The 18309-nt window shown below is 70.1% G+C and carries 16 protein-coding genes; all 16 read right to left on the reverse strand.

Annotated features, from left to right (window positions below):
• Positions 1 to 2 precede the first annotated feature (2 nt).
• Positions 3 to 938 (reverse strand): UDP-3-O-acyl-N-acetylglucosamine deacetylase, encoded by a 936-nt coding sequence (gene lpxC / locus Q0599_RS18010; RefSeq protein WP_298832286.1) that lies wholly within the window; start codon positions 936 to 938, stop codon positions 3 to 5.
• Between the two features lie 145 nt (positions 939 to 1083).
• The gene (gene ftsZ / locus Q0599_RS18015; protein WP_298832289.1) at positions 1084 to 2280 is read right to left on the reverse strand and encodes a cell division protein FtsZ; all 1197 of its coding nucleotides are present in this window, start codon (positions 2278 to 2280) and stop codon (positions 1084 to 1086) included.
• A gap of 142 nt (positions 2281 to 2422) precedes the next feature.
• Positions 2423 to 3652, reverse strand: a complete 1230-nt coding sequence (ftsA, locus tag Q0599_RS18020) for a cell division protein FtsA (RefSeq protein ID WP_298832292.1) — start codon at positions 3650 to 3652, stop codon at positions 2423 to 2425.
• 3 nt (positions 3653 to 3655) lie between these two features.
• Positions 3656 to 4462: a cell division protein FtsQ/DivIB gene (locus tag Q0599_RS18025; protein WP_298832295.1), complete on the reverse strand. Its 807-nt coding sequence runs from the start codon at positions 4460 to 4462 to the stop codon at positions 3656 to 3658.
• A 3-nt stretch (positions 4463 to 4465) separates the two neighbouring features.
• Positions 4466 to 5422, reverse strand: coding sequence for a D-alanine--D-alanine ligase (locus Q0599_RS18030; protein ID WP_298832298.1), 957 nt, complete (start codon positions 5420 to 5422; stop codon positions 4466 to 4468).
• Positions 5419 to 6828: a UDP-N-acetylmuramate--L-alanine ligase gene (gene murC, locus Q0599_RS18035; RefSeq protein WP_298832301.1), complete on the reverse strand. Its 1410-nt coding sequence runs from the start codon at positions 6826 to 6828 to the stop codon at positions 5419 to 5421. The genes Q0599_RS18030 and murC overlap by 4 nt, the downstream gene beginning before the upstream one ends.
• Positions 6825 to 7901 carry an undecaprenyldiphospho-muramoylpentapeptide beta-N-acetylglucosaminyltransferase gene (gene murG / locus Q0599_RS18040; RefSeq protein WP_298832304.1) on the reverse strand — a complete coding sequence of 359 codons (1077 nt, stop codon included), beginning with the start codon at positions 7899 to 7901 and terminating at the stop codon, positions 6825 to 6827. The genes murC and murG overlap by 4 nt, the downstream gene beginning before the upstream one ends.
• Positions 7898 to 9079, reverse strand: a complete 1182-nt coding sequence (gene ftsW, locus Q0599_RS18045; RefSeq protein ID WP_298832781.1) for a putative lipid II flippase FtsW — start codon at positions 9077 to 9079, stop codon at positions 7898 to 7900. Before ftsW ends, murG begins: the two co-directional genes overlap by 4 nt.
• A 92-nt stretch (positions 9080 to 9171) precedes the next feature.
• On the reverse strand, positions 9172 to 10719 hold the full coding sequence (gene murD, locus Q0599_RS18050; protein ID WP_298832306.1) for a UDP-N-acetylmuramoyl-L-alanine--D-glutamate ligase: 1548 nt from the start codon (positions 10717 to 10719) through the stop codon (positions 9172 to 9174).
• On the reverse strand, positions 10719 to 11897 hold the full coding sequence (gene mraY, locus Q0599_RS18055) for a phospho-N-acetylmuramoyl-pentapeptide-transferase (protein WP_298832309.1): 1179 nt from the start codon (positions 11895 to 11897) through the stop codon (positions 10719 to 10721). The genes murD and mraY overlap by 1 nt, the downstream gene beginning before the upstream one ends.
• A complete protein-coding gene (gene murF / locus Q0599_RS18060; protein ID WP_298832312.1) occupies positions 11887 to 13260 on the reverse strand; it encodes a UDP-N-acetylmuramoyl-tripeptide--D-alanyl-D-alanine ligase in 1374 nt (457 codons plus the stop codon). The genes mraY and murF overlap by 11 nt, the downstream gene beginning before the upstream one ends.
• The gene (locus Q0599_RS18065) at positions 13257 to 14765 is read right to left on the reverse strand and encodes a UDP-N-acetylmuramoyl-L-alanyl-D-glutamate--2,6-diaminopimelate ligase (protein ID WP_298832316.1); all 1509 of its coding nucleotides are present in this window, start codon (positions 14763 to 14765) and stop codon (positions 13257 to 13259) included. Before Q0599_RS18065 ends, murF begins: the two co-directional genes overlap by 4 nt.
• On the reverse strand, positions 14765 to 16591 hold the full coding sequence (locus tag Q0599_RS18070) for a penicillin-binding protein 2 (RefSeq protein ID WP_298832319.1): 1827 nt from the start codon (positions 16589 to 16591) through the stop codon (positions 14765 to 14767). The genes Q0599_RS18065 and Q0599_RS18070 overlap by 1 nt, the downstream gene beginning before the upstream one ends.
• Positions 16588 to 16887 (reverse strand): cell division protein FtsL, encoded by a 300-nt coding sequence (gene ftsL / locus Q0599_RS18075; protein WP_298832321.1) that lies wholly within the window; start codon positions 16885 to 16887, stop codon positions 16588 to 16590. The genes Q0599_RS18070 and ftsL overlap by 4 nt, the downstream gene beginning before the upstream one ends.
• Positions 16884 to 17849 carry a 16S rRNA (cytosine(1402)-N(4))-methyltransferase RsmH gene (gene rsmH / locus Q0599_RS18080; RefSeq protein WP_298832323.1) on the reverse strand — a complete coding sequence of 322 codons (966 nt, stop codon included), beginning with the start codon at positions 17847 to 17849 and terminating at the stop codon, positions 16884 to 16886. The genes ftsL and rsmH overlap by 4 nt, the downstream gene beginning before the upstream one ends.
• The gene (locus Q0599_RS18085) at positions 17849 to 18289 is read right to left on the reverse strand and encodes a division/cell wall cluster transcriptional repressor MraZ (RefSeq protein ID WP_298832326.1); all 441 of its coding nucleotides are present in this window, start codon (positions 18287 to 18289) and stop codon (positions 17849 to 17851) included. Before Q0599_RS18085 ends, rsmH begins: the two co-directional genes overlap by 1 nt.
• Between the last annotated feature and the right edge of the window lie 20 nt (positions 18290 to 18309).

The following is an 18309-nucleotide window of genomic DNA, read 5'->3' on the forward strand; positions in this document are numbered from 1 at the left end:
CCTTACCAGGCGGGCGCCAGTTCAGCGAGCCCGCGGGGCAGTCGGGACGCGTCGTCGAAGGTGACGATCTCGTAGGCCTCGGGATCGGCCATCAGCTTGCGCAGCAGCTTGTTGTTCAGCGCATGGCCCGACTTGTAGGCGCTGTAGGCGGCGAGGACGGGCTGGCCGGCCATGGCCATGTCGCCGATGGCATCGAGGATCTTGTGCTTGACGAACTCGTCGTCGTAGCGCAGCCCCTCGGCATTCAGCACCTTGGATTCGTCGACCACGATCACGTTGTCCATGCTGCCGCCCAGCCCCAGGCCACGGGCGCGCATCATGTCCACGTCCTTGCTGAAGCCGAAGGTGCGGGCGCGGGCGATCTCGCGCTTGTAGTTGCCCGAGCCCATGTCGAAGGTGACACGCTGGCCGGTCTGGTCCACCGCCGGATGGTGGAAGTCGATCTCGAAGGTCAGCTTGTAGCCCTCGTAGGGCTCGAGCCTCGCCCACATCAGCTTCGCGCCCTCGCCTTCGCGGACTTCCACCGCCTTCTTCACGCGGATGAAGCGCTTCGGTGCGTCCTGCAGCTCGATGCCCGCGCTCTGCAGCAGGAACACGAACGACGCCGCCGATCCGTCGAGGATCGGCACCTCCTCGGCGGTCAGCTCGATGGTCAGGTTGTCCAGACCGAGGCCGGCACAGGCCGAGAGCAGGTGCTCGACGGTCTTCACCTTGGGCGCGCCGGGATCGCCGCCGGGCGACAGAGTGGTCGCCATGCGCGTGTCGCTGACCACCTCGGCCGACAGCGGGATGTCCACCGGCTGCGGCAGGTCGACGCGGCGGAACACGATGCCATGGTCGGGCGGCGCCGGCCGCAGCGTCAGCTCGACCCGCTGGCCGCCGTGCACGCCCACGCCGACGGCACGCGTCATGGACTTGAGGGTGCGTTGCTGCAGCATGACCGGAATTGTCCCCGATCCGGCCCGCCATCGCGCCGCGAAGCGATCAATCACCTCCATAGCGCCTCCGGTCTTCATCGGGCGTCGGGCGACCGCCGCGGATCCGGCTTCGCCGGCCCGCGGGCGGTTCGCCCCTCGCGGGGGCTCAATCGGCCTGCTTGCGCAGGAACGCCGGGATCTCGATCTCGTCCATGCCGTTGCTGGCCAGCGCATCCACCTTCGCCGCCGCGGTGCGGCCGTTGCGCCACACGCTGGGCGTGGTCAGCGCGCTGTAGTCGTGCGCCGGCGGCGTCGTCTGCACCGGCGTCGTCAGCACCGGGATGTTGTCGGTGCCGGTGCGCTGCACGGGCGCGCTGTGCACCACCTGGATCGGCGCCGCCTGGCGCTTCGCCGGGCTCAGGCCGGTGGCGATGACCGTCACGCGCAGCTGGTCGCCCAGGCTCTCGTCGTAGGCGGTGCCGTAGATCACGTGGGCATCGTCCGCGGCATAGCGGCGGATGGTGTTCATCGCGTTGCGGCTCTCGGCCAGCTTGAAGTTGGCGCGGTTCGCCGCGATCAGCACCAGCACGCCGCGCGCGCCGGAGAGGTCGATGCCCTCCAGCAGCGGGCAGGCCACGGCGGCCTCAGCGGCCTTGGTGGCGCGATCCGGGCCGGCGGCCAAGGCCGTGCCCATCATCGCCTTGCCCGGCTCGCCCATCACCGTCTTCACGTCCTCGAAGTCGACGTTCACCATCCCCGGAATGTGAATGATGTCGCTGATGCCGCCCACGGCATTGCGCAGCACGTCGTTGGCGTGCGCAAAGGCCTGATCCTGCGTGACATCGTCGCCCAGCACCTCGAGCAGCTTGTCGTTGAGGATGACGATCAGCGAGTCCACGTTGGCTTCCAGCTCCGCCAGGCCGTGGTCGGCCGCCTTCATGCGGCGCGCACCCTCGAACTCGAACGGCTTGGTCACCACGCCGACGGTGAGGACGCCCATCTCCTTGGCCACGCGCGCGATCACCGGTGCGGCGCCGGTGCCGGTGCCGCCGCCCATGCCGGCCGTGATGAACAGCATGTTGGCGCCCGCGATCTGCTCGCGGATGCGGTCCACCGCCTCCTCCGCCGCCGCACGGCCGGCTTCCGGCTTGGCGCCGGCGCCGAGGCCCGTGCTGCCGAGCTGGATGAGCGCGTTGGCGGCCGAGCGGTTGAGCGCCTGCGCGTCGGTGTTGGCGCAGATGAACTCCACGCCCTGGACACCGTTGGCGATCATGTGCTCGACGGCATTGCCGCCGCCTCCGCCGACGCCGATGACCTTGATGCGCGTGCCGAGGTCGAACTCTTCGATCATTTCGATGGGCATGGTGCTTCTCCGATGAATTGCTGCAGTTGCCAGAAGGTGAATTGCCGTTGATCCAACGCGTTTGCCTGTTGTCATTCCGGTCTTCGCCGGATCGCCTGGATGGGAATGGAAGGGGGATCGTGGTTGTTCATGACGTGCCCCTTCAGAAATTGCCGAGGAACCAGTCCCTGGCTCGGCCGAACAGGGTTTGCACCGACCCCGCCTGCTGCGCGGCGCGCTGGCCGCGCGTGCGCGACAGGCGGGCCTCCTCGAGCAGGCCCATCACGGTGGCCGAGCGCGGATTGGCCACCATGTCGGACAAGGGCCCGTGGTAGGTCGGGATGCCCTTGCGCACCGGCTTGAGGAAGATGTCCTCGCCGAGCTCGACCATGCCGGGCATCACCGCCGCGCCGCCGGTGATGACGATGCCCGACGAAAGAAGCTCCTCGCACCCGCTCTCGCGGATCACCTGGTGCACCAGCGAGTAGATCTCCTCGATGCGCGGCTCGATCACGCCGGCCAGCGCCTGGCGCGACAGCATGCGCGGGGCACGATCGCCCAGGCCGGGCACCTCGAGGTTGTCGCCCGGGTCGGCGAGCAGCTGCTTGGCCACGCCGTATTCGATCTTGATCTCCTCGGCATCCTTGGTCGGCGTGCGCAGCGCCATCGCGATGTCGCTGGTGATCAGGTCGCCGGCGATCGGGATCACCGCGGTGTGACGGATCGCGCCGTCGGTGAAGATCGCCACGTCGGTGGTGCCGGCACCGATGTCCACCAGCGCCACACCGAGGTCCTTCTCGTCCTCGGTGAGCACCGCGTGGCTGCTCGCGCTCGGATTGAGCACCAGTTGCTCCACTTCCAGTCCGCAGCGGCGCACGCACTTGACGATGTTCTCCGCCGCGCTGCCGGCACCGGTGACGATGTGCACCTTCACCTCGAGGCGGCCGCCGCTCATGCCGATCGGCTCCTTCACTTCGTGGCCGTCGATGACGAACTCCTGCGCCTGCACCAGCAGCAGGCGCTGGTCGTTGGGGATGTTGATCGCCTTGGCGGTCTCGACCACGCGCGCCACGTCCACCGGCGTGACCTCCTTGTCGCGCACGATCACCATGCCGGTGCTGTTCTGGCCGCGGATGTGGCTGCCGGTGATGCCGGTGTAGACGCGCGTGATCTTGCAGTCGGCCATCATCTCGGCCTCCTTCAGGGCCTGCTGGATCGACTGCACCGTCGCATCGATGTTGACCACCACGCCGCGCTTGAGGCCGTGTGTCGGCGCCACGCCGAGCCCGGCGACGCGCAGTTCGCCGTCCGCCTGCACCTCGGCCACCACCGCCATCACCTTCGCGGTGCCGATGTCCAGCCCGACGACGAGATCCTTGTATTCCTTGGCCATCCTCTAGTTCCTCCCGCTGCCGGCGCCCGCCGCGCTGGTCGACACGCCCTTCAACCGCACCGCGTACCCGTCGTTGTGGCGCAGGTCGGCATGCACCAGCGGGCGCTGGTGCTGCGCGATCACCTGCGGCACGGTGGCGACGAAGCGCCTCACCCGCTCGACGATCTCGTCGTCGCTGCCGCGGCCGATCTCGATTTCCGCGCCGCCGTCGAGTTCGGCCGCGAGCGAGCCGCGGCCGGACATCGCCAGCGTCTCGATGCGCCGCGCCAGCGGTTCCACCACCGGCTGCAGGCGCCGGTAGAGCGCGAGCAGGCGCACCGAACTGCCGTCGGGCCCCTGCAGCAGCGGCAGGTCGTCGTCGTCGACATCGCCGGGGTTGGCCTCGAACACCTCGCCGAAGGTGTTGACCAGCTTGTCGTCGCCGCTCTCGGTGGCCCACAGCGCCGCGGCGCGGTGCTCCTCCAACTGCACCGCCAGCCGGTTCGGCCAGATGCGCTGCACCACCGCGTGGCGCACCCAGGGCACCGACTCGAAGGCGCGCCGCGCTGCGCCCAGGTCGAGCGAGAAGAAATTGCCGGTCAGATGCGGCATGGCATTGGCGCGGATGGTGGCCACGCTGTTGCGCGTCACGTCGCCGTCGACGCGGACCGCGCGCAGGGCGAACACCGGCTGCCGAGCCGCCCACGTCACCATCACCGCGGCCAGCAGCACGACGCCGACCACCGCGAACAGCGTGGCGGTGGCATTCATCAGGCGCACGTCACCCGGCAGGCCGGCGGCCTGGCGCGATGCGGTGCGGGCTCTTGCCATGGTTCAGGAGTCCAGGGCGGCGCTCGCCGCGATGTGCAGGCACAGCTGCTCGTAGCTCATGCCGGCCGCCTTGGCCGACATCGGCACCAGCGAATGCGAGGTCATGCCCGGGCTGGTGTTCATCTCCAGCAGGAACGGCGCGCGGTCCCTGGCGCGCACCATCAGGTCGGCGCGGCCCCAGCCGCGGCAGCCCAGGGTGCGATAGGCCTCGACGACGATGCGCTGGATCTCGCGCTCCTCGGCCTCGGGCAGGCCGCTGGGCACGAGGTACTGCGTCACGTCGGTGAAGTACTTGTTCTGGTAGTCGTAGGCGCCCTCGGGCGCGACGATGCGGATCACCGGCAGGGCACGGGCGTTCCGGCCCGTGCCGAGCACCGGGCAGGTCAGTTCGTCGCCCTCGATGAACTCCTCGCACAGCACGACGTCGTCGTAGTTCGCCGCCAGCGCCACCGCGTCCTGCATCTGCGAGTAACCCTTGACCTTGGTGACGCCGATCGACGAGCCCTCGTGCGGCGGCTTGACGATCAGCGGCAGGCCCAGCTCGTCGGGCACGCTGCGCACGCGCTCGGGGTCCTGCGCGTCGCGCGGCAGCGTCACGTACTTCGGCGTCGGCAGGCCCGCTGCCTGCCAGAGGCGCTTGGTCATCACCTTGTCGATGGCGATCGCCGAGGCCATCACGCCCGAGCCGGTGTAGGGGATGCGCAGCAGTTCCAGCGCCCCCTGCACCGTGCCGTCCTCGCCGTGGCGGCCGTGCAGCGCGATGAAGCAGCGCGCGAAACCTGCGTGCTTCAGCTCGGCGAGCTCGCGCTCGGCCGGATCGAAGGGATGGGCGTCGACCCCCTGCGACTGCAGCGCGGCGAGCACGCCGCCGCCGGACATCAGCGAGATCTCCCGCTCGGCGGAGCTGCCGCCCATCAGTACCGCGACCTTGCCGAGGCTCTTCGGGTCGATGGTCGTCATGCTGCCACTCCCAGGAGGTCGACGACGTGCTGCGCCGTGCTACCGATCGAGCCCGCGCCCATGGTGATGACGACGTCGCCGTCCTTCGCCTGCGCGGCGATTGCCTGCGGCATGGCGACGATGTCGTCGACGAACACCGGGTCGACACGCCCGGCCACGCGCAGCGCCCGCGCCAGCGCACGGCCGTCGGCTGCGACGATCGGGGCCTCGCCGGCGGCATAGACTTCGGCGAGCAGCACCGCATCGGCGCTGCCCATCACGTGCACGAAGTCCTCGAAGCAGTCGCGCGTGCGCGTGTAGCGATGCGGCTGGAAGGCCAGCACGATGCGCCTGCCGGGGAACGCACCGCGCGCCGCGGCGAGCACCGCGGCCATCTCCACCGGGTGGTGGCCGTAGTCGTCGACCAGTGTGAAGCGGCCGCCACCGCTGGCGTTGACCTCGCCGAAGCGCTGGAAACGCCGGCCCACGCCGCGGAACTCGGCCAGGGCCTGGACCACCGGCGCGTCGGGCAGTTCCAGTTCGGTGGCCACCGCGATGGTGGCCAGCGCGTTGAGCACGTTGTGCTCGCCGGGCAGGTTCAGCGTGACCTCCAGGTCGGGCATGCGCACGCCGTTGCGGCGCTGCACCGTGAAGCGCATCGTGCCGCCCTCCTGCGCGCGCACGGCGACGGCACGCACCATCGCGTCCTCGCCGAAGCCGTAGCTGACCAGCGGGCGGGAGATCATCGGCATGATCGAGCGCACGCCGGCGTCCTCGACGCACAGGATGGCCGCGCCGTAGAAGGGCATGCGGTGGATGAACTCGACGAAGGCCTGCTTCAGTCTGGCGAAGTCGTGGCCGTACGTGTCCATGTGGTCGGCGTCGATGTTCGTCACCGCCGCCATGATCGGCATCAGGTTGAGGAACGACGCGTCCGATTCGTCGGCCTCGACGACGATGTATTCACCCGAGCCGAGACGCGAGTTCGCGCCGGCCGCGTTGAGCTTGCCGCCGATGACGAAGGTCGGGTCGACGCCGGCCTCGGCGAGCACGCTGGTGACCAGCGAGGTGGTGGTGGTCTTGCCATGCGTGCCGGCGATCGCGATGCCCTTCTTCAGGCGCATCAGCTCGGCGAGCATGACCGCGCGCGGCACCACCGGGATGCGCTTCGAACGGGCGGCGATGACCTCGGGGTTGTCGCCCTTCACTGCGGTCGACGTGACCACCGCCTCGGCCCCGGCGATGTGCGCGGCGTCGTGGCCGATGGCGACGCGGATGCCCAGCGAGGCCAGGCGCCTCGAGGTGGCGCTGTCGTGCTGGTCGGAGCCCGACACCGCATAGCCGAGGTTGTGCAGGATCTCGGCAATGCCGCTCATGCCGGCGCCGCCGATGCCGACGAAGTGGATGTGCTTGACGGCGTGTTTCATGCGGCCACCAGCCTTTCGATCTCATCGGCAACGCGCGACGCCGCCTGGGGTCTGGCCAGTGCACGCGCCTTCGTCGCCATCGCCAGCAGCGCGTCGCGCGTCAGGCCCGAGAGGGTCTCGGCCAAGCGCTTCGGCGACAGCTCGGTCTGCGGCAGGTGGATGCCCGCGCCCTGCCCCGCCAGCCATTGCGCGTTGTCGCGCTGGTGCGAGGTGGTGCTGACCACCAGCGGCACCAGCACCGCCGCCACGCCGGCGGCGCAGAGCTCGCTGACCGTCACCGCGCCGGCGCGGCAGACGATCACGTCGCAGTCGGCAAGGCGCTGCGCCATGTCGTCGATGAAGGGCAGCAGCTCGCCGTCGACGCCCGCGCGCTCGTAGCCGCCACGCACGTCCTCGAGGTTGGCGATGCCCGTCTGGTGCGTGACCCGCGGACGCTGTGCGATGTCGATCAGCGCCAGCGCCTGCGGCACCGCGTCGTTCAGCGCCCGTGCGCCGAGGCTGCCGCCGACCACCAGCACGCGCAGCGGGCCCGAGCGCTCCGCGAAGCGCTGCGCGGGCTCAGGGAGGGCCTCGATCTCCGCACGCACGGGGTTGCCGGTGACGACAGCGCGCTTGACGTGCTGCAGGGCTGGCCCGTCGAAGCCGAAGGCGATGCGGTCGGCCACCGGCAGCAGCGCCTTGTTGCTCATCAGCAGCGCGGCGTCGGCGTTGACCAGCACGAGCGGCTTGCCGAGCAGCGAGGCCATCAGTCCGCCGGGAAAGCAGACATAGCCGCCCATGCCCAGCACGGCGTCGGCGCGGCGCGCGCGCAGGATCTTCGCGCACGACCAGAATGCGGCGAGCAGGCGCAGGCCCCCGGTCAGGGTGTGCAGCGCACCCTTGCCGCGCAGGCCGCTGAAGCTGATGCGGTCCAGCGGGATCCCCGAGGGTGGCACGAGCCGGTTCTCCATGCCGTGGGAGGTCCCCAGCCAGCTCACCGTCCAGCCCCGCGCGATCATCTCGCGCGCGACCGCGAGGCCCGGGATCACGTGGCCGCCGGTGCCGGCCGCCATGACGACGAGATGGCGGCTCATGCGCGACCTCCGCGCATGAGCTGTCTGTTTTCGACATCGATGCGGACGACGATGGCCAGCGCGACCAGGTTCATCACGATCGCCGACCCCCCGTAGCTCATGAGCGGCAGGGTCAGGCCCTTGGTGGGCAGCACGCCGAGATTCACACCCATGTTGATGAATGCCTGACCGCCGAACCAGATGCCGATGCCCTGCGCGTACAGCCCGGCGAAGACGCGGTCCAGCGCGATCGACTGGCGGCCGATGTGGAAGATTCGCCGCGTCAGCCAGAAGAAGGCGACGATCACCGTCGCCACGCCGACGAAGCCGAGCTCCTCGCCGATCACCGCGAGCAGGAAGTCGGTGTGCGCCTCGGGCAGGTAGTGCAGCTTCTCCACGCTGCCGCCCAACCCCTGGCCGAAGAATTCGCCGCGGCCGAAGGCGATCAGCGAGTGGGTGAGCTGGTAGGCCTTGCCGAGCGCGTACTCGGGGTCCCAGGGCTCGAGATAGGCGAAGATGCGCTCGCGCTTCTCGGCGCTGGAGGCGATCACCAGCACGAAGGAGGCGACCAGCACGGCGCCGCTGAGCAGGAACATGCGCCCGTTCACGCCGCCGAGGAAGAGGATGCCCATGGAGATCAGCGCGATCACCATGAAGGCGCCCATGTCGGGCTCGCGCAGCAGCAGGAATCCGGTGAAGCCCAGCGCCACCGCCATCGGCCAGACGGCGCGCAGGAAGTCCTCCTTCACGTCCATCTTGCGCGTCATGTAGCTTGCCGCATACATCGCCATCGCGAGCTTGGCCAGTTCGCTCGGCTGGAAATTGATGATGCCCAGCGGGATCCAGCGCCGCGAGTTGTTGACCACCTTGCCGATGAACGGAACGAGCACCGCCACGAGCAGCACCAGTGCGAGCACGAACACCCAGGGTGCCGCCTTCTCCCACACGCTCAGCGGGATCTGCACCACCACCAGCGCGGCCATCACCGCCAGCGCGATCTGCAGCGCGTGCCGCGCCAGGAAGTGGGAGTTTGCGTAGCGCGCGAATTTCGGGCTGTCGGGCAGCGCCACCGAGGCGCTGTAGACCATCACCAGGCCGAGCGCCAGCAGGCCCACCACCACCCACACCAGCGCCTGATCGAAGCCGAGCAGGCGCGGCGGCTGGCCGCTGCCGACGTTGATCCAGTCGCGCACCGGAATCGCGGCCGTGCCGCCGGCCGGCCCGGCGCCGCGCGAGAACAGGCCGGCCAGACGCGTGCGCCACGCGTCCCAGCCGAAGCGGGTGAGCGCGTTCACGCGGACAGCTCCCCCTGGTCGGCCGCGAGTGCGTGCACGGTGGCAACGAACACCTCGGCGCGGTGCCCGTAGTTGCGGAACATGTCGAGGCTGGCGCAGGCCGGGCTGAGCAGCACCGCGTCGCCCGCATGGGCGCGCTGGAAGCACCAGCGCACGGCATCCTCCAGCGTCTCGTGGCGCTGCAGCGGCAGGCCGATGCCGGCCAGCGCCTCTTCGAGGCGCGCCGCATCGCGGCCGATGGTCGCCACGGCCCGGCCGTGGCGCTGCAGTGGCGCGCGCAACGGCGCGAAGTCCTGCCCCTTGCCGTCACCGCCGAGGATGACCACCAGCTTCGCCGGCGTCCGGTCGGCGCCCAGGCCGTCGAGCGCCGCCACGGTGGCGCCGACGTTGGTGCCCTTGCTGTCGTCGAAGGCGTCGACGCCGTTGACGGTGGCCACGTACTCGACGCGATGCGGCTCGCCGCCGTACTCGCGCAGGCCGTGCAGCATCGGCGCGAGCGGGCAGCCGATGGCCGTGGCCAGCGCCAGCGCGGCCAGGGCGTTGGCGGCGTTGTGGCGGCCGCGCACGCGCAGTGCGTCGGCCGGCATGAGGCGCTGGATGTGCAGTTCCTCTTCGGCCTGCCCCTTGCCGCGCTTGACGGTCTCGTCGGCGTCCATGGCGCGCACCAGCCAGGCCATGCCGTTCTCGGCGCGGATGCCGAAGTCACCGGGTCGCTTCGGTTCGTCGAGGCCGAAGCGCACGACATGGCGCTCGATCGGCCTGGCGCCGCGGCCCTTGACCGGAACCGGCTCGGGCACCAGCTTCTCCACCGCCGGATCGTCGCGGTTGATCACCATTACCGCGTCCTTGCCGAAGACGCGCGCCTTGGCGGCGACATACGCCGCCATCGACCCGTGCCAGTCCAGATGATCCTCGCTGATGTTCAGCACGGTGGCGGCATCGGGCTCGAAGCCCTTCGCTTCGTCGAGCTGGAAGCTGGACAGCTCCAGCACCCACACCTCGGGCAGCGGCTGCGGCTCCTCGGCGGCGTCGGCGCGGTCCAGCACATCGGACAGCGTCTGCAGCATGGTCGGGCCGATGTTGCCGGCCATGGCGACCCGCCTGCCGGCGCGCTCGACGAGCAAGGCCGCCATCGCGGTGGTCGTCGTCTTGCCGTTGGTGCCGGTGATCGCCAGCAGCTTCGGCGCATAGCCGCGCTCGGCCTTCAGGTCGGCCAGCGCACGGGCGAACAGTTCCAGTTCGCCCTGCACCAGCACGCCGGTATCGGCGGCGCGCTGCAGCGGCGCGGCGATGCGCGCGTCGGTGGGGGCGAGGCCCGGGCTCTTGAGGATCAGGCGCACCCCGGCAAAGGCCTCGTCCGTCAGTTCGCCGCGCAGCCGCAGCGCCTGCGGCACGCATTCGGCCAGCGCCGCGTCCTGCGGCGCACTCTCGCGCGAGTCCCACACGCGCACGCGCGCGCCGTGGCGGGCGCACCAGCGCGCCATCGCCAGCCCCGAATCGCCGAGGCCGAGCACGAGCACGTCGATGTCGTTCAGATGCTTCATCAGCGCAATTTGAGGCTCGCCAGGCCGATCAGGCACAGCAGCATGGTGATGATCCAGAAGCGCACGACGACCTGCGTCTCCTTCCAGCCCGACTTCTCGAAGTGATGGTGCAGCGGCGCCATCTTCAGGATGCGGCGGCCCTGGCCGTACTTCTTCTTCGTGTACTTGAACCAGGTGACCTGCGCCATCACCGACAGCGCTTCGAGCACGAACACGCCGCCCATGATGCCGAGCACGATCTCCTGGCGCGTGATCACGGCGATGGTGCCCAGCGCGCCGCCGAGCGCGAGCGCGCCCACGTCGCCCATGAACACCTCCGCCGGGTAGGCGTTGAACCAGAGGAAGGCCAGGCCCGCGCCGGCCATCGCGGCACAGAAGATCAGCAGCTCGCCGGCGCCGGGGATGTGGGGAATGAGCAGGTAGCGGCTGAACACCGCGTTGCCGGTGACGTAGGCGAACACGCCCAGCGCCGAGCCGACCATCACCACCGGCATGATGGCCAGGCCGTCGAGCCCGTCGGTCAGGTTGACGGCGTTGCTGCTGCCCACGATGACGAAGTAGGTCAGCGCGATGAAGCCGAACACGCCCAGCGGGTAGCTGATCGACTTGAAGAAGGGCACGATCAGGTCGGCCTTCGGCGGCAGGTCGGTGGAGAAGCCGCTCTGCACCCAGCGCAGGAACAGCTCCAGCACGCGGATGTTGGATGTCTCCGACACGCTGAACGCGAGGTACAGCGCGGCGATCAGTCCGATCACCGACTGCCAGAAGTACTTCTCGCCGGAGGGCATGCCTTCGGGGTTCTTCTGCACCACCTTGCGCCAGTCGTCCACCCAGCCGATCGCGCCGAAGCCCAGCGTCACCAGCATGACGATCCAGACGAAGCGGTTGCTCCAGTCGAACCACAGCAGTGTCGACACGCCGATGCCGATGAGGATGAGCACGCCACCCATCGTCGGCGTGCCGCTCTTGGCGATGTGCTCCTGCACGCCGTACTCCCGGACCGGCTGGCCGATCTTCAGTTCGGCCAGGCGGCGGATCACCCAGGGCCCGAAGGCCAGCCCGATGAGCAGCGCGGTCAGCGCCGCCATCACCGCGCGGAAGGTGAGGTACTGGAAGACGCGGAAGAAGCCGAACTCCGGCGACAGCGTCTGCAGCCACTGCGCGAGGCTAAGCAGCATGTGCGGCTCCTTCCATCAGCGCGGCGACGATGCGCTCCATCCTCATGAAGCGCGAACCCTTGACGACGATGGATGCCGCCGGCGGCGCCTCCTTCAGCGCGGCGATGAGCGCCTCGACGCCGTCGAAGTGGCGCGCGCCGCCAAAGGCCTGCGCGGCGTGGCGGCACAGCGAACCGGCGGTCCAGAGGTTCTCGATGCCACGCTGCTTCGCGTAGCCGCCCACCTCGGCGTGGAAGGCCGGCCCCTGGTCGCCCACCTCGCCCATGTCGCCGAGCAGCAGCCAGCGTGGCCCGGGCAGGCCGGCAAGCACGTCGATGGCTGCGCGCACCGAGTCGGGGTTGGCGTTGTAGCTGTCGTCGACCAGGGTGATCGTGCGGCCCGCGCGCAGGATGCGCCGCAGCTGCGAGCGGCCCTTCACCGGCTCGAAGTCCTGCAGGCCACGCACGATCGCATCGAGCGGACAGCCGGCGGCGAGCGCGCAGGCCGCCGCCGCGAGCGCGTTGCGCACGTTGTGGGCGCCGGCCACGCGCAGCGCCACGCTGGCCCGGCCGGCCGGTGTGTGCATCGTGACGTTCCAGTGGTCCACCGCCCAGGCGGCCTGCCCGGTGACCTCGGCCTCGCCCTCGGTGGCGAAACGCATCACGCGGCGCGCGCCGGCCAGCTCGCGCCACAACGGCGCATGGGCGTCGTCGGCCGGGAACACGACCGTCCCGTCGGGGGGCAGCGCGCTGATCACGCAGCCGTTCTCGCGCGCCACCGCCTCGACGCTGGCCATGAATTCCTGGTGCTCGCGCTGCGCGTTGTTGACCAGCGCCACCGTGGGCGCGGCGATGGCCGCCAGCTGCGCGATCTCGCCCGGATGGTTCATGCCCAGCTCGACCACCGCAGCGCGATGGTGCTCACGCAGGCGCAGCAGCGTCAGCGGAACGCCGATCTGGTTGTTCAGGTTGCCCAGCGTCGCCAGCGCGGCGTCGCCCAGCCAGATGCGCAGGATGCCGGCGATCATCTGCGTCACCGTCGTCTTGCCGTTGCTGCCGGTCACCGCGATCAGGGGCAGCGCATGACGGGCGCGCCAGCCGCCGCCGAGATGCATCAGCGCAACGCCGCTGTCGGCCACCTCCAGCCCGCTCAGGCCGGCGTCCTCCAGCCCGCGCTCGGCGACCGCCGCCACCGCGCCGCCGGTCTTCGCCAGCGCCAGGAAGTCGTGGGCGTCGAAGTGCTCGCCGCGCAGCGCGACGAACAGGTCGCCGGCGTGCAGGCTGCGCGTGTCGGTGTGCACGCGCTCGACCACGGTGGCCGGATCGCCGACCAGTCGCGCGTCCGGCAGCAGCGAGTACAACCGCGCCAAGCTGGTCATGCTCATGCGCGGGCCTCCAGCGCGCAGCGCGCTTCCTCGATGTCGGAGAAGGGCTGCTTCACGCCCGCGACCTCCTGGTAGTCCTCGTGCCCCTTGCCGGCGAGCAGGACAACGTCCCGGGCCGTGGCCCCGCGCACCGCCTCGACGATCGCCTGGCGCCGGTCCTCGATCACCGACACCGTGCCGGCGTCGCCGCTCAGCCCGGCGCGGATCTGGCCGAGGATGGCGCCCGGAGATTCGTGGCGCGGGTTGTCGCTGGTGAGCACGACGCGGTCGGCCAAGCGCTGCGCGATCGCGCCCATCAGCGGGCGCTTGGCGGTGTCACGGTTGCCGCCGCAGCCGAACACCGCCCACAGCCGGCCGCCACGCTGCGCGGCAAAGGGCCGCAGCGCGACCAACGCCTTCTCCAGCGCGTCGGGCGAATGCGCGTAGTCGACGACGACTTCCGGCCCCGGCCGCGACGCCTCGACGCGCTGCATGCGCCCCGGCACCGAGCTGAGCACCGCGCAGGCGCTCGCGGCGTCGGCCAGCGGCACGCCCAGCGCGCGCAGGCCGCCGATCACGGCCAGAAGATTGGAGACGTTGTACTCGCCGATCAGCGTGCTGCGCACCGTGGCACGCTCCTCGCCCTCGACGACGTCGAAGGCGAGGCCGCCGTCGCGATAGCCGATGGCGTCGGCGCGCAGCCTGGCGCTCGCGCGCAGCGAATAGGTCCAGGCCTGCGGGCCGCGCAGGCGCGCGATGATCTCCTCGCCCCTGGGGTCGTCGAGGTTGACCACTGCGGCGCGCAGGCCCGGCCAGTCGAACAGTGCACGCTTCGCCTCCCAGTAGGCGGCCATGCTGCCGTGGAAGTCGAGGTGGTCCTGCGTGAAGTTGGTGAAGAGCGCCACCGCGATGCGCGTGCCGACCAGTCGCTGATCGACGAGGCCGATCGACGAGGCCTCGATGGCGCAGGCGACGAAGCCCTCGTCGGCGAAGCGGCGCAGCGCGCGCTGCACGGTCACCGGGTCGGGCGTCGTCAGGCCGGTGGACCGCAGCCCGTGCGCCGTTTCTCCGCCCGCCGTGCGCTCGCACGGTGGTTCGCCGATGCCGAGTGTGCCGATCACGCCGCAGCGCCGCCCCAGGTGGTGCAATGCCTGCGCCGTCCACCATGCGGTGGAGGTCTTGCCGTTGGTGCCGGTGGTGGCCACCACCTGCAGTGCCTCGCTCGGATGGCCGAAGAATGCGTCGGCGATCTCGCCGGTGCATGCCTTCAGGCCGGCCAGCGCCGCCACCGGCGCGCTGCCGGCGAATTCGAAGGCCTCCACGCCGTCGGCCTCGACGAGGCAGGCCAGCGCACCCGCCGCCAGCGCCGCGTTCACGTACTGCCTTCCATCGAGCGCATGGCCGGGCCAGGCGATGAAGGCATCGCCGGGCTGCACACGCCGGCTGTCGGTGGTGAGCGCGCGCACGCCGAGTTGCGCCAGCCAGTCGCTGGCGGCGCGTGCGTCGGACAGCCGGCGCGGCGCCATCAGTAGCTCTCCTGCACCGACGGCAGGTCGTTCGCGACGATCTGCGACTTCACGTCGAGATCGGGCTGCACGCCCATCGAACGCAGTGTCTGCTGCACCACCTGGCTGAACACCGGCGCGGCGACGTCGCCGCCGAAGAACTTGCCGGCGCGCGGCTCGTCGATCATCACCGCGACGACGATGCGCGGCCTGTCGGCCGGTGCCATGCCGACGAACCATCCGCGGTGGCGGTCCTGCGCATAGCGCTTCTCCTTGTCGAGCCACTTGCGCGAGGTGCCGGTCTTGCCGGCCACCGAGTAGCCCGGCACCTGCGCCTTCAGCGCCGTGCCTCCGGGCTGCGTCACCATCGCGAGCATCTTGCGCACGGCCCTGGCCGTCTGCGCGGAGACCACTTGCTGGCGCACCAGCGGATCGACCGGGTCGCCGTCCGGCGGCAGCACCAGCGACAGCGGCACCATGTCCCCGTCGCGCGCGAACACCGTGTACGCCTGCGCGAGCTGCATCAGCGAGACCGAGACGCCGTAGCCGAAACCGATGGTGGCATGGTCGATCGGCCGCCAGGCCTGGTGCGAGCGCAGCTTGCCCGTGACGCGGCCGGGAAAGTCGATCTGCGGCTTCTGGCCGAAGCCCACGCGGGAGTACAGGTCCCAGATCTCGTGAGCCGGCATCTGCAGCGCCATCTTCGCCGTGCCGACGTTGCTCGACTTCTGCACGATCTGCTCGACGGTCATCGCGGGCAGCGAATGCTCGTCGGTGATCGGCAGCCCGGTGACGTAGAGCTTGCCGGGAAAGGTGTTGATCACGTCGCCGGCGCGGAAGCGGCCACTGTCCAGCGCCAGCGCCGCGATGAAGGGCTTCATCGTCGAACCCGGCTCGGCGGTGTCGACGAGCGCGAGGTTGCGCCGCGCGCTGGCCTTGGTGACCCCGGGCACACCGGGCACGAAGCTCGGGTAGTTGGCCATCGCCAGCACGCCGCCGGAGTGCACGTCGAGAACGACCACGCTGCCGCTGCGGGCACGGTGCTCGGTCACCGCGTCGCGCACGCGCTGGTAGGCGAAGAACTGGATCTTCGAGTCGATCGTCAGGCGCAGGTCGCGGCCATCCACCGGCGCAACGCTGTCGCCGATGTCCTCGACCACACGGCCAAGCCGATCCTTGATGACACGCCGCCTGCCGTCGGTGCCGGCGAGTTCGCTCTCGTGGGCGAACTCGACACCTTCCTGCCCACGCTCGTCCGCGTTGGTCGAGCCGACCACGTGCGCCGCCGCCTCGCCCTCAGGGTACTTGCGCTTGTACTCGCGCACCTGGTGGACGCCCTTGAGGCGGAGCGCGGCGACTTCCTTGCCGACCTGCTCCTCGACCTGGCGGCGCAGCCAGACGAAGTTCGGATGCCTCTCCAGCCGGTCATCGAGCTCGGCCGGCGTCATGCCCAGCACGCGGGCCAATTGCCGGCGCTGCGCGCGGTCGGCCTCGAAGTCCTTGGGGATCACCCAGATCGACGGCGACGGAACGCTCAGCGCCAGGATCTGCCCGTTGCGGTCGAGGATGCGACCGCGGCTGGCCGGCAGGTCCAGCGTGCGCGCGAAGCGGATCTCGCCCTGCTTCTGGAAGAAGTCCTTGCCCAGCACCTGCACGTACAGCGCGCGACCGAGCAGCACGAGGAAGCTCAGCGCCAGCAGTGCGACGACGAACTTCGAGCGCCACGGCGGCGTCTTCGAGGCCAGCAGCGGGCTGCTCGAGTAGGCGACGCTGCGCGCCGGCGCGGCGCCGCTGCGCGGGCGCACGGTGCGCTGGGCCTCGCGGCGGAACAGGCGACTGAGCTTCATCGCGCCGCCCTCGTCGCGCTCGCCGCGGTTGCGCCGGCTTCGGTGACGTACTGGGTGACGGCCGGCGTGGCATTGCGCATCGCCAGCCTGTCGCGCGCGATGCGCTCCACCTTCAGCGGCGTGGCCTGTGCCTGGCGCTCCGCCTGCAGGCGCTCGAACTCGGTGGCAAGGGTCTTCTCCTCGTTGCGGGCCTGGTCGAGTTCCGCGTAGAGCCGCCGCGCGTCGTAGGACACGCGCACGAGATAGACGCTGCTGCCCAGCAGCACGAGGAAGAGCACGACGTTCAACCGGTTCACGGCTGCCCCCTGCGCGCCACGCCCGGTGCCGCCACCTGCGTGCGCTCGGCCATGCGCATCACCGCCGAACGCGCGCGCGGGTTGGCTTTCACCTCGGCTTCGGACGGCTTGATGCGGCCGAGCGACTTGAGCCGGTGCGCCTTCTCCGGCGCGAACGGCGCGCGTCGGTCTACCTCGCTGCGGCTCTCGCGTGCGATGAAGGTCTTGACGATGCGGTCCTCCAGCGAGTGAAAACTGATCACGACCAGGCGTCCCGACGGAAGGAGCAGTTCGACTGCGGATTTCAGGCCTTGTTCGAGCTCCTCAAGCTCGGCGTTGACGTGAATCCGAAGGCCTTGAAATGTGCGCGTTGCAGGGTCCTGGCCCGGTTCACGGGTCTTGACCGCACGAGCCACGACTTCGGAAAGTTCCCTCGTGGTTCGAACAGGGTTCCCGCCTTCGCGCCGAGCAACAAGCGCCTTTGCAATCGGTACAGCAAACCGTTCTTCCCCATGTTCACGGATCACCTCTGCGATGTGGCGCTCATCGGCGCGGGCCAAGAAGTCCGCCGCGCTTTCGCCTCGCGTCGGGTCCATGCGCATGTCCAGCGGCGCGTCGAAGCGGAAGCTGAATCCGCGCGCCGGGTTGTCGATCTGCGGCGAGCTGACGCCCAGATCGAGCAGCAGTCCGTGAATACCCGTCACGCCCAGCGTGTCGAGCGTCTCCTTCAGCGCGCCGAAGCGGGCGTGGTGGATGGAGAAGCGCGCGTCCGAGATGCCCTGGCGCGCCGCCGCCACCGCCTCCGGGTCGCGGTCGAAGGCGATCAGCCGGCCGCGCGGCGACAGCCGGGCCAGCAGCGCGCGCGCGTGCCCACCGCGGCCGAAAGTGCCGTCGACGTAGACACCGTCCGGCGTGGTCAGGAGCGAATCGATCGCTTCGGCCAGCAGGACAGTGGTGTGTTGCCATTCGCCGCCGCTGTCCATCAGAGAATAAAGTTGCGCACCGACTCGGGCATCGGCGTGGAGCGCGTCAACGCCTCCTGCTCCTGGTAGCGCCGCTTGTCCCAGATCTCCAGGCAACTGCCCATGCCCAGCATGTACACATCGCGCGAAAGATCGGCGTATTCCTTCAGCGCCGGCGCGATGAGCATGCGCGACGACGCGTCGAGTTCGACCTCCGTCGCGTTGCCGAGAAACAGGCGCCGCCAGCCGATCGACTCCATCGGCAGCGCCGTCACCCGCGCCGCGAAGTCATCCCACGCCGCCGGCGGAAACACCAGCAGGCAACCGTCCGGGTGCTTGGTGATTGTCAGCTTCGTCGCGCCCATCGCGCCCAGGACTTCGCGATGGCGCGCCGGCATGGCAACGCGCCCCTTGATGTCCAAGGTGAGATCCGCTGGGCCCTGAAAGCCGAGATTCGCCACAAAAACCCACTAAAGTGCAC

Source organism: uncultured Piscinibacter sp. (genome assembly GCF_937952055.1).
Lineage (GTDB): Bacteria > Pseudomonadota > Gammaproteobacteria > Burkholderiales > Burkholderiaceae_C > Piscinibacter.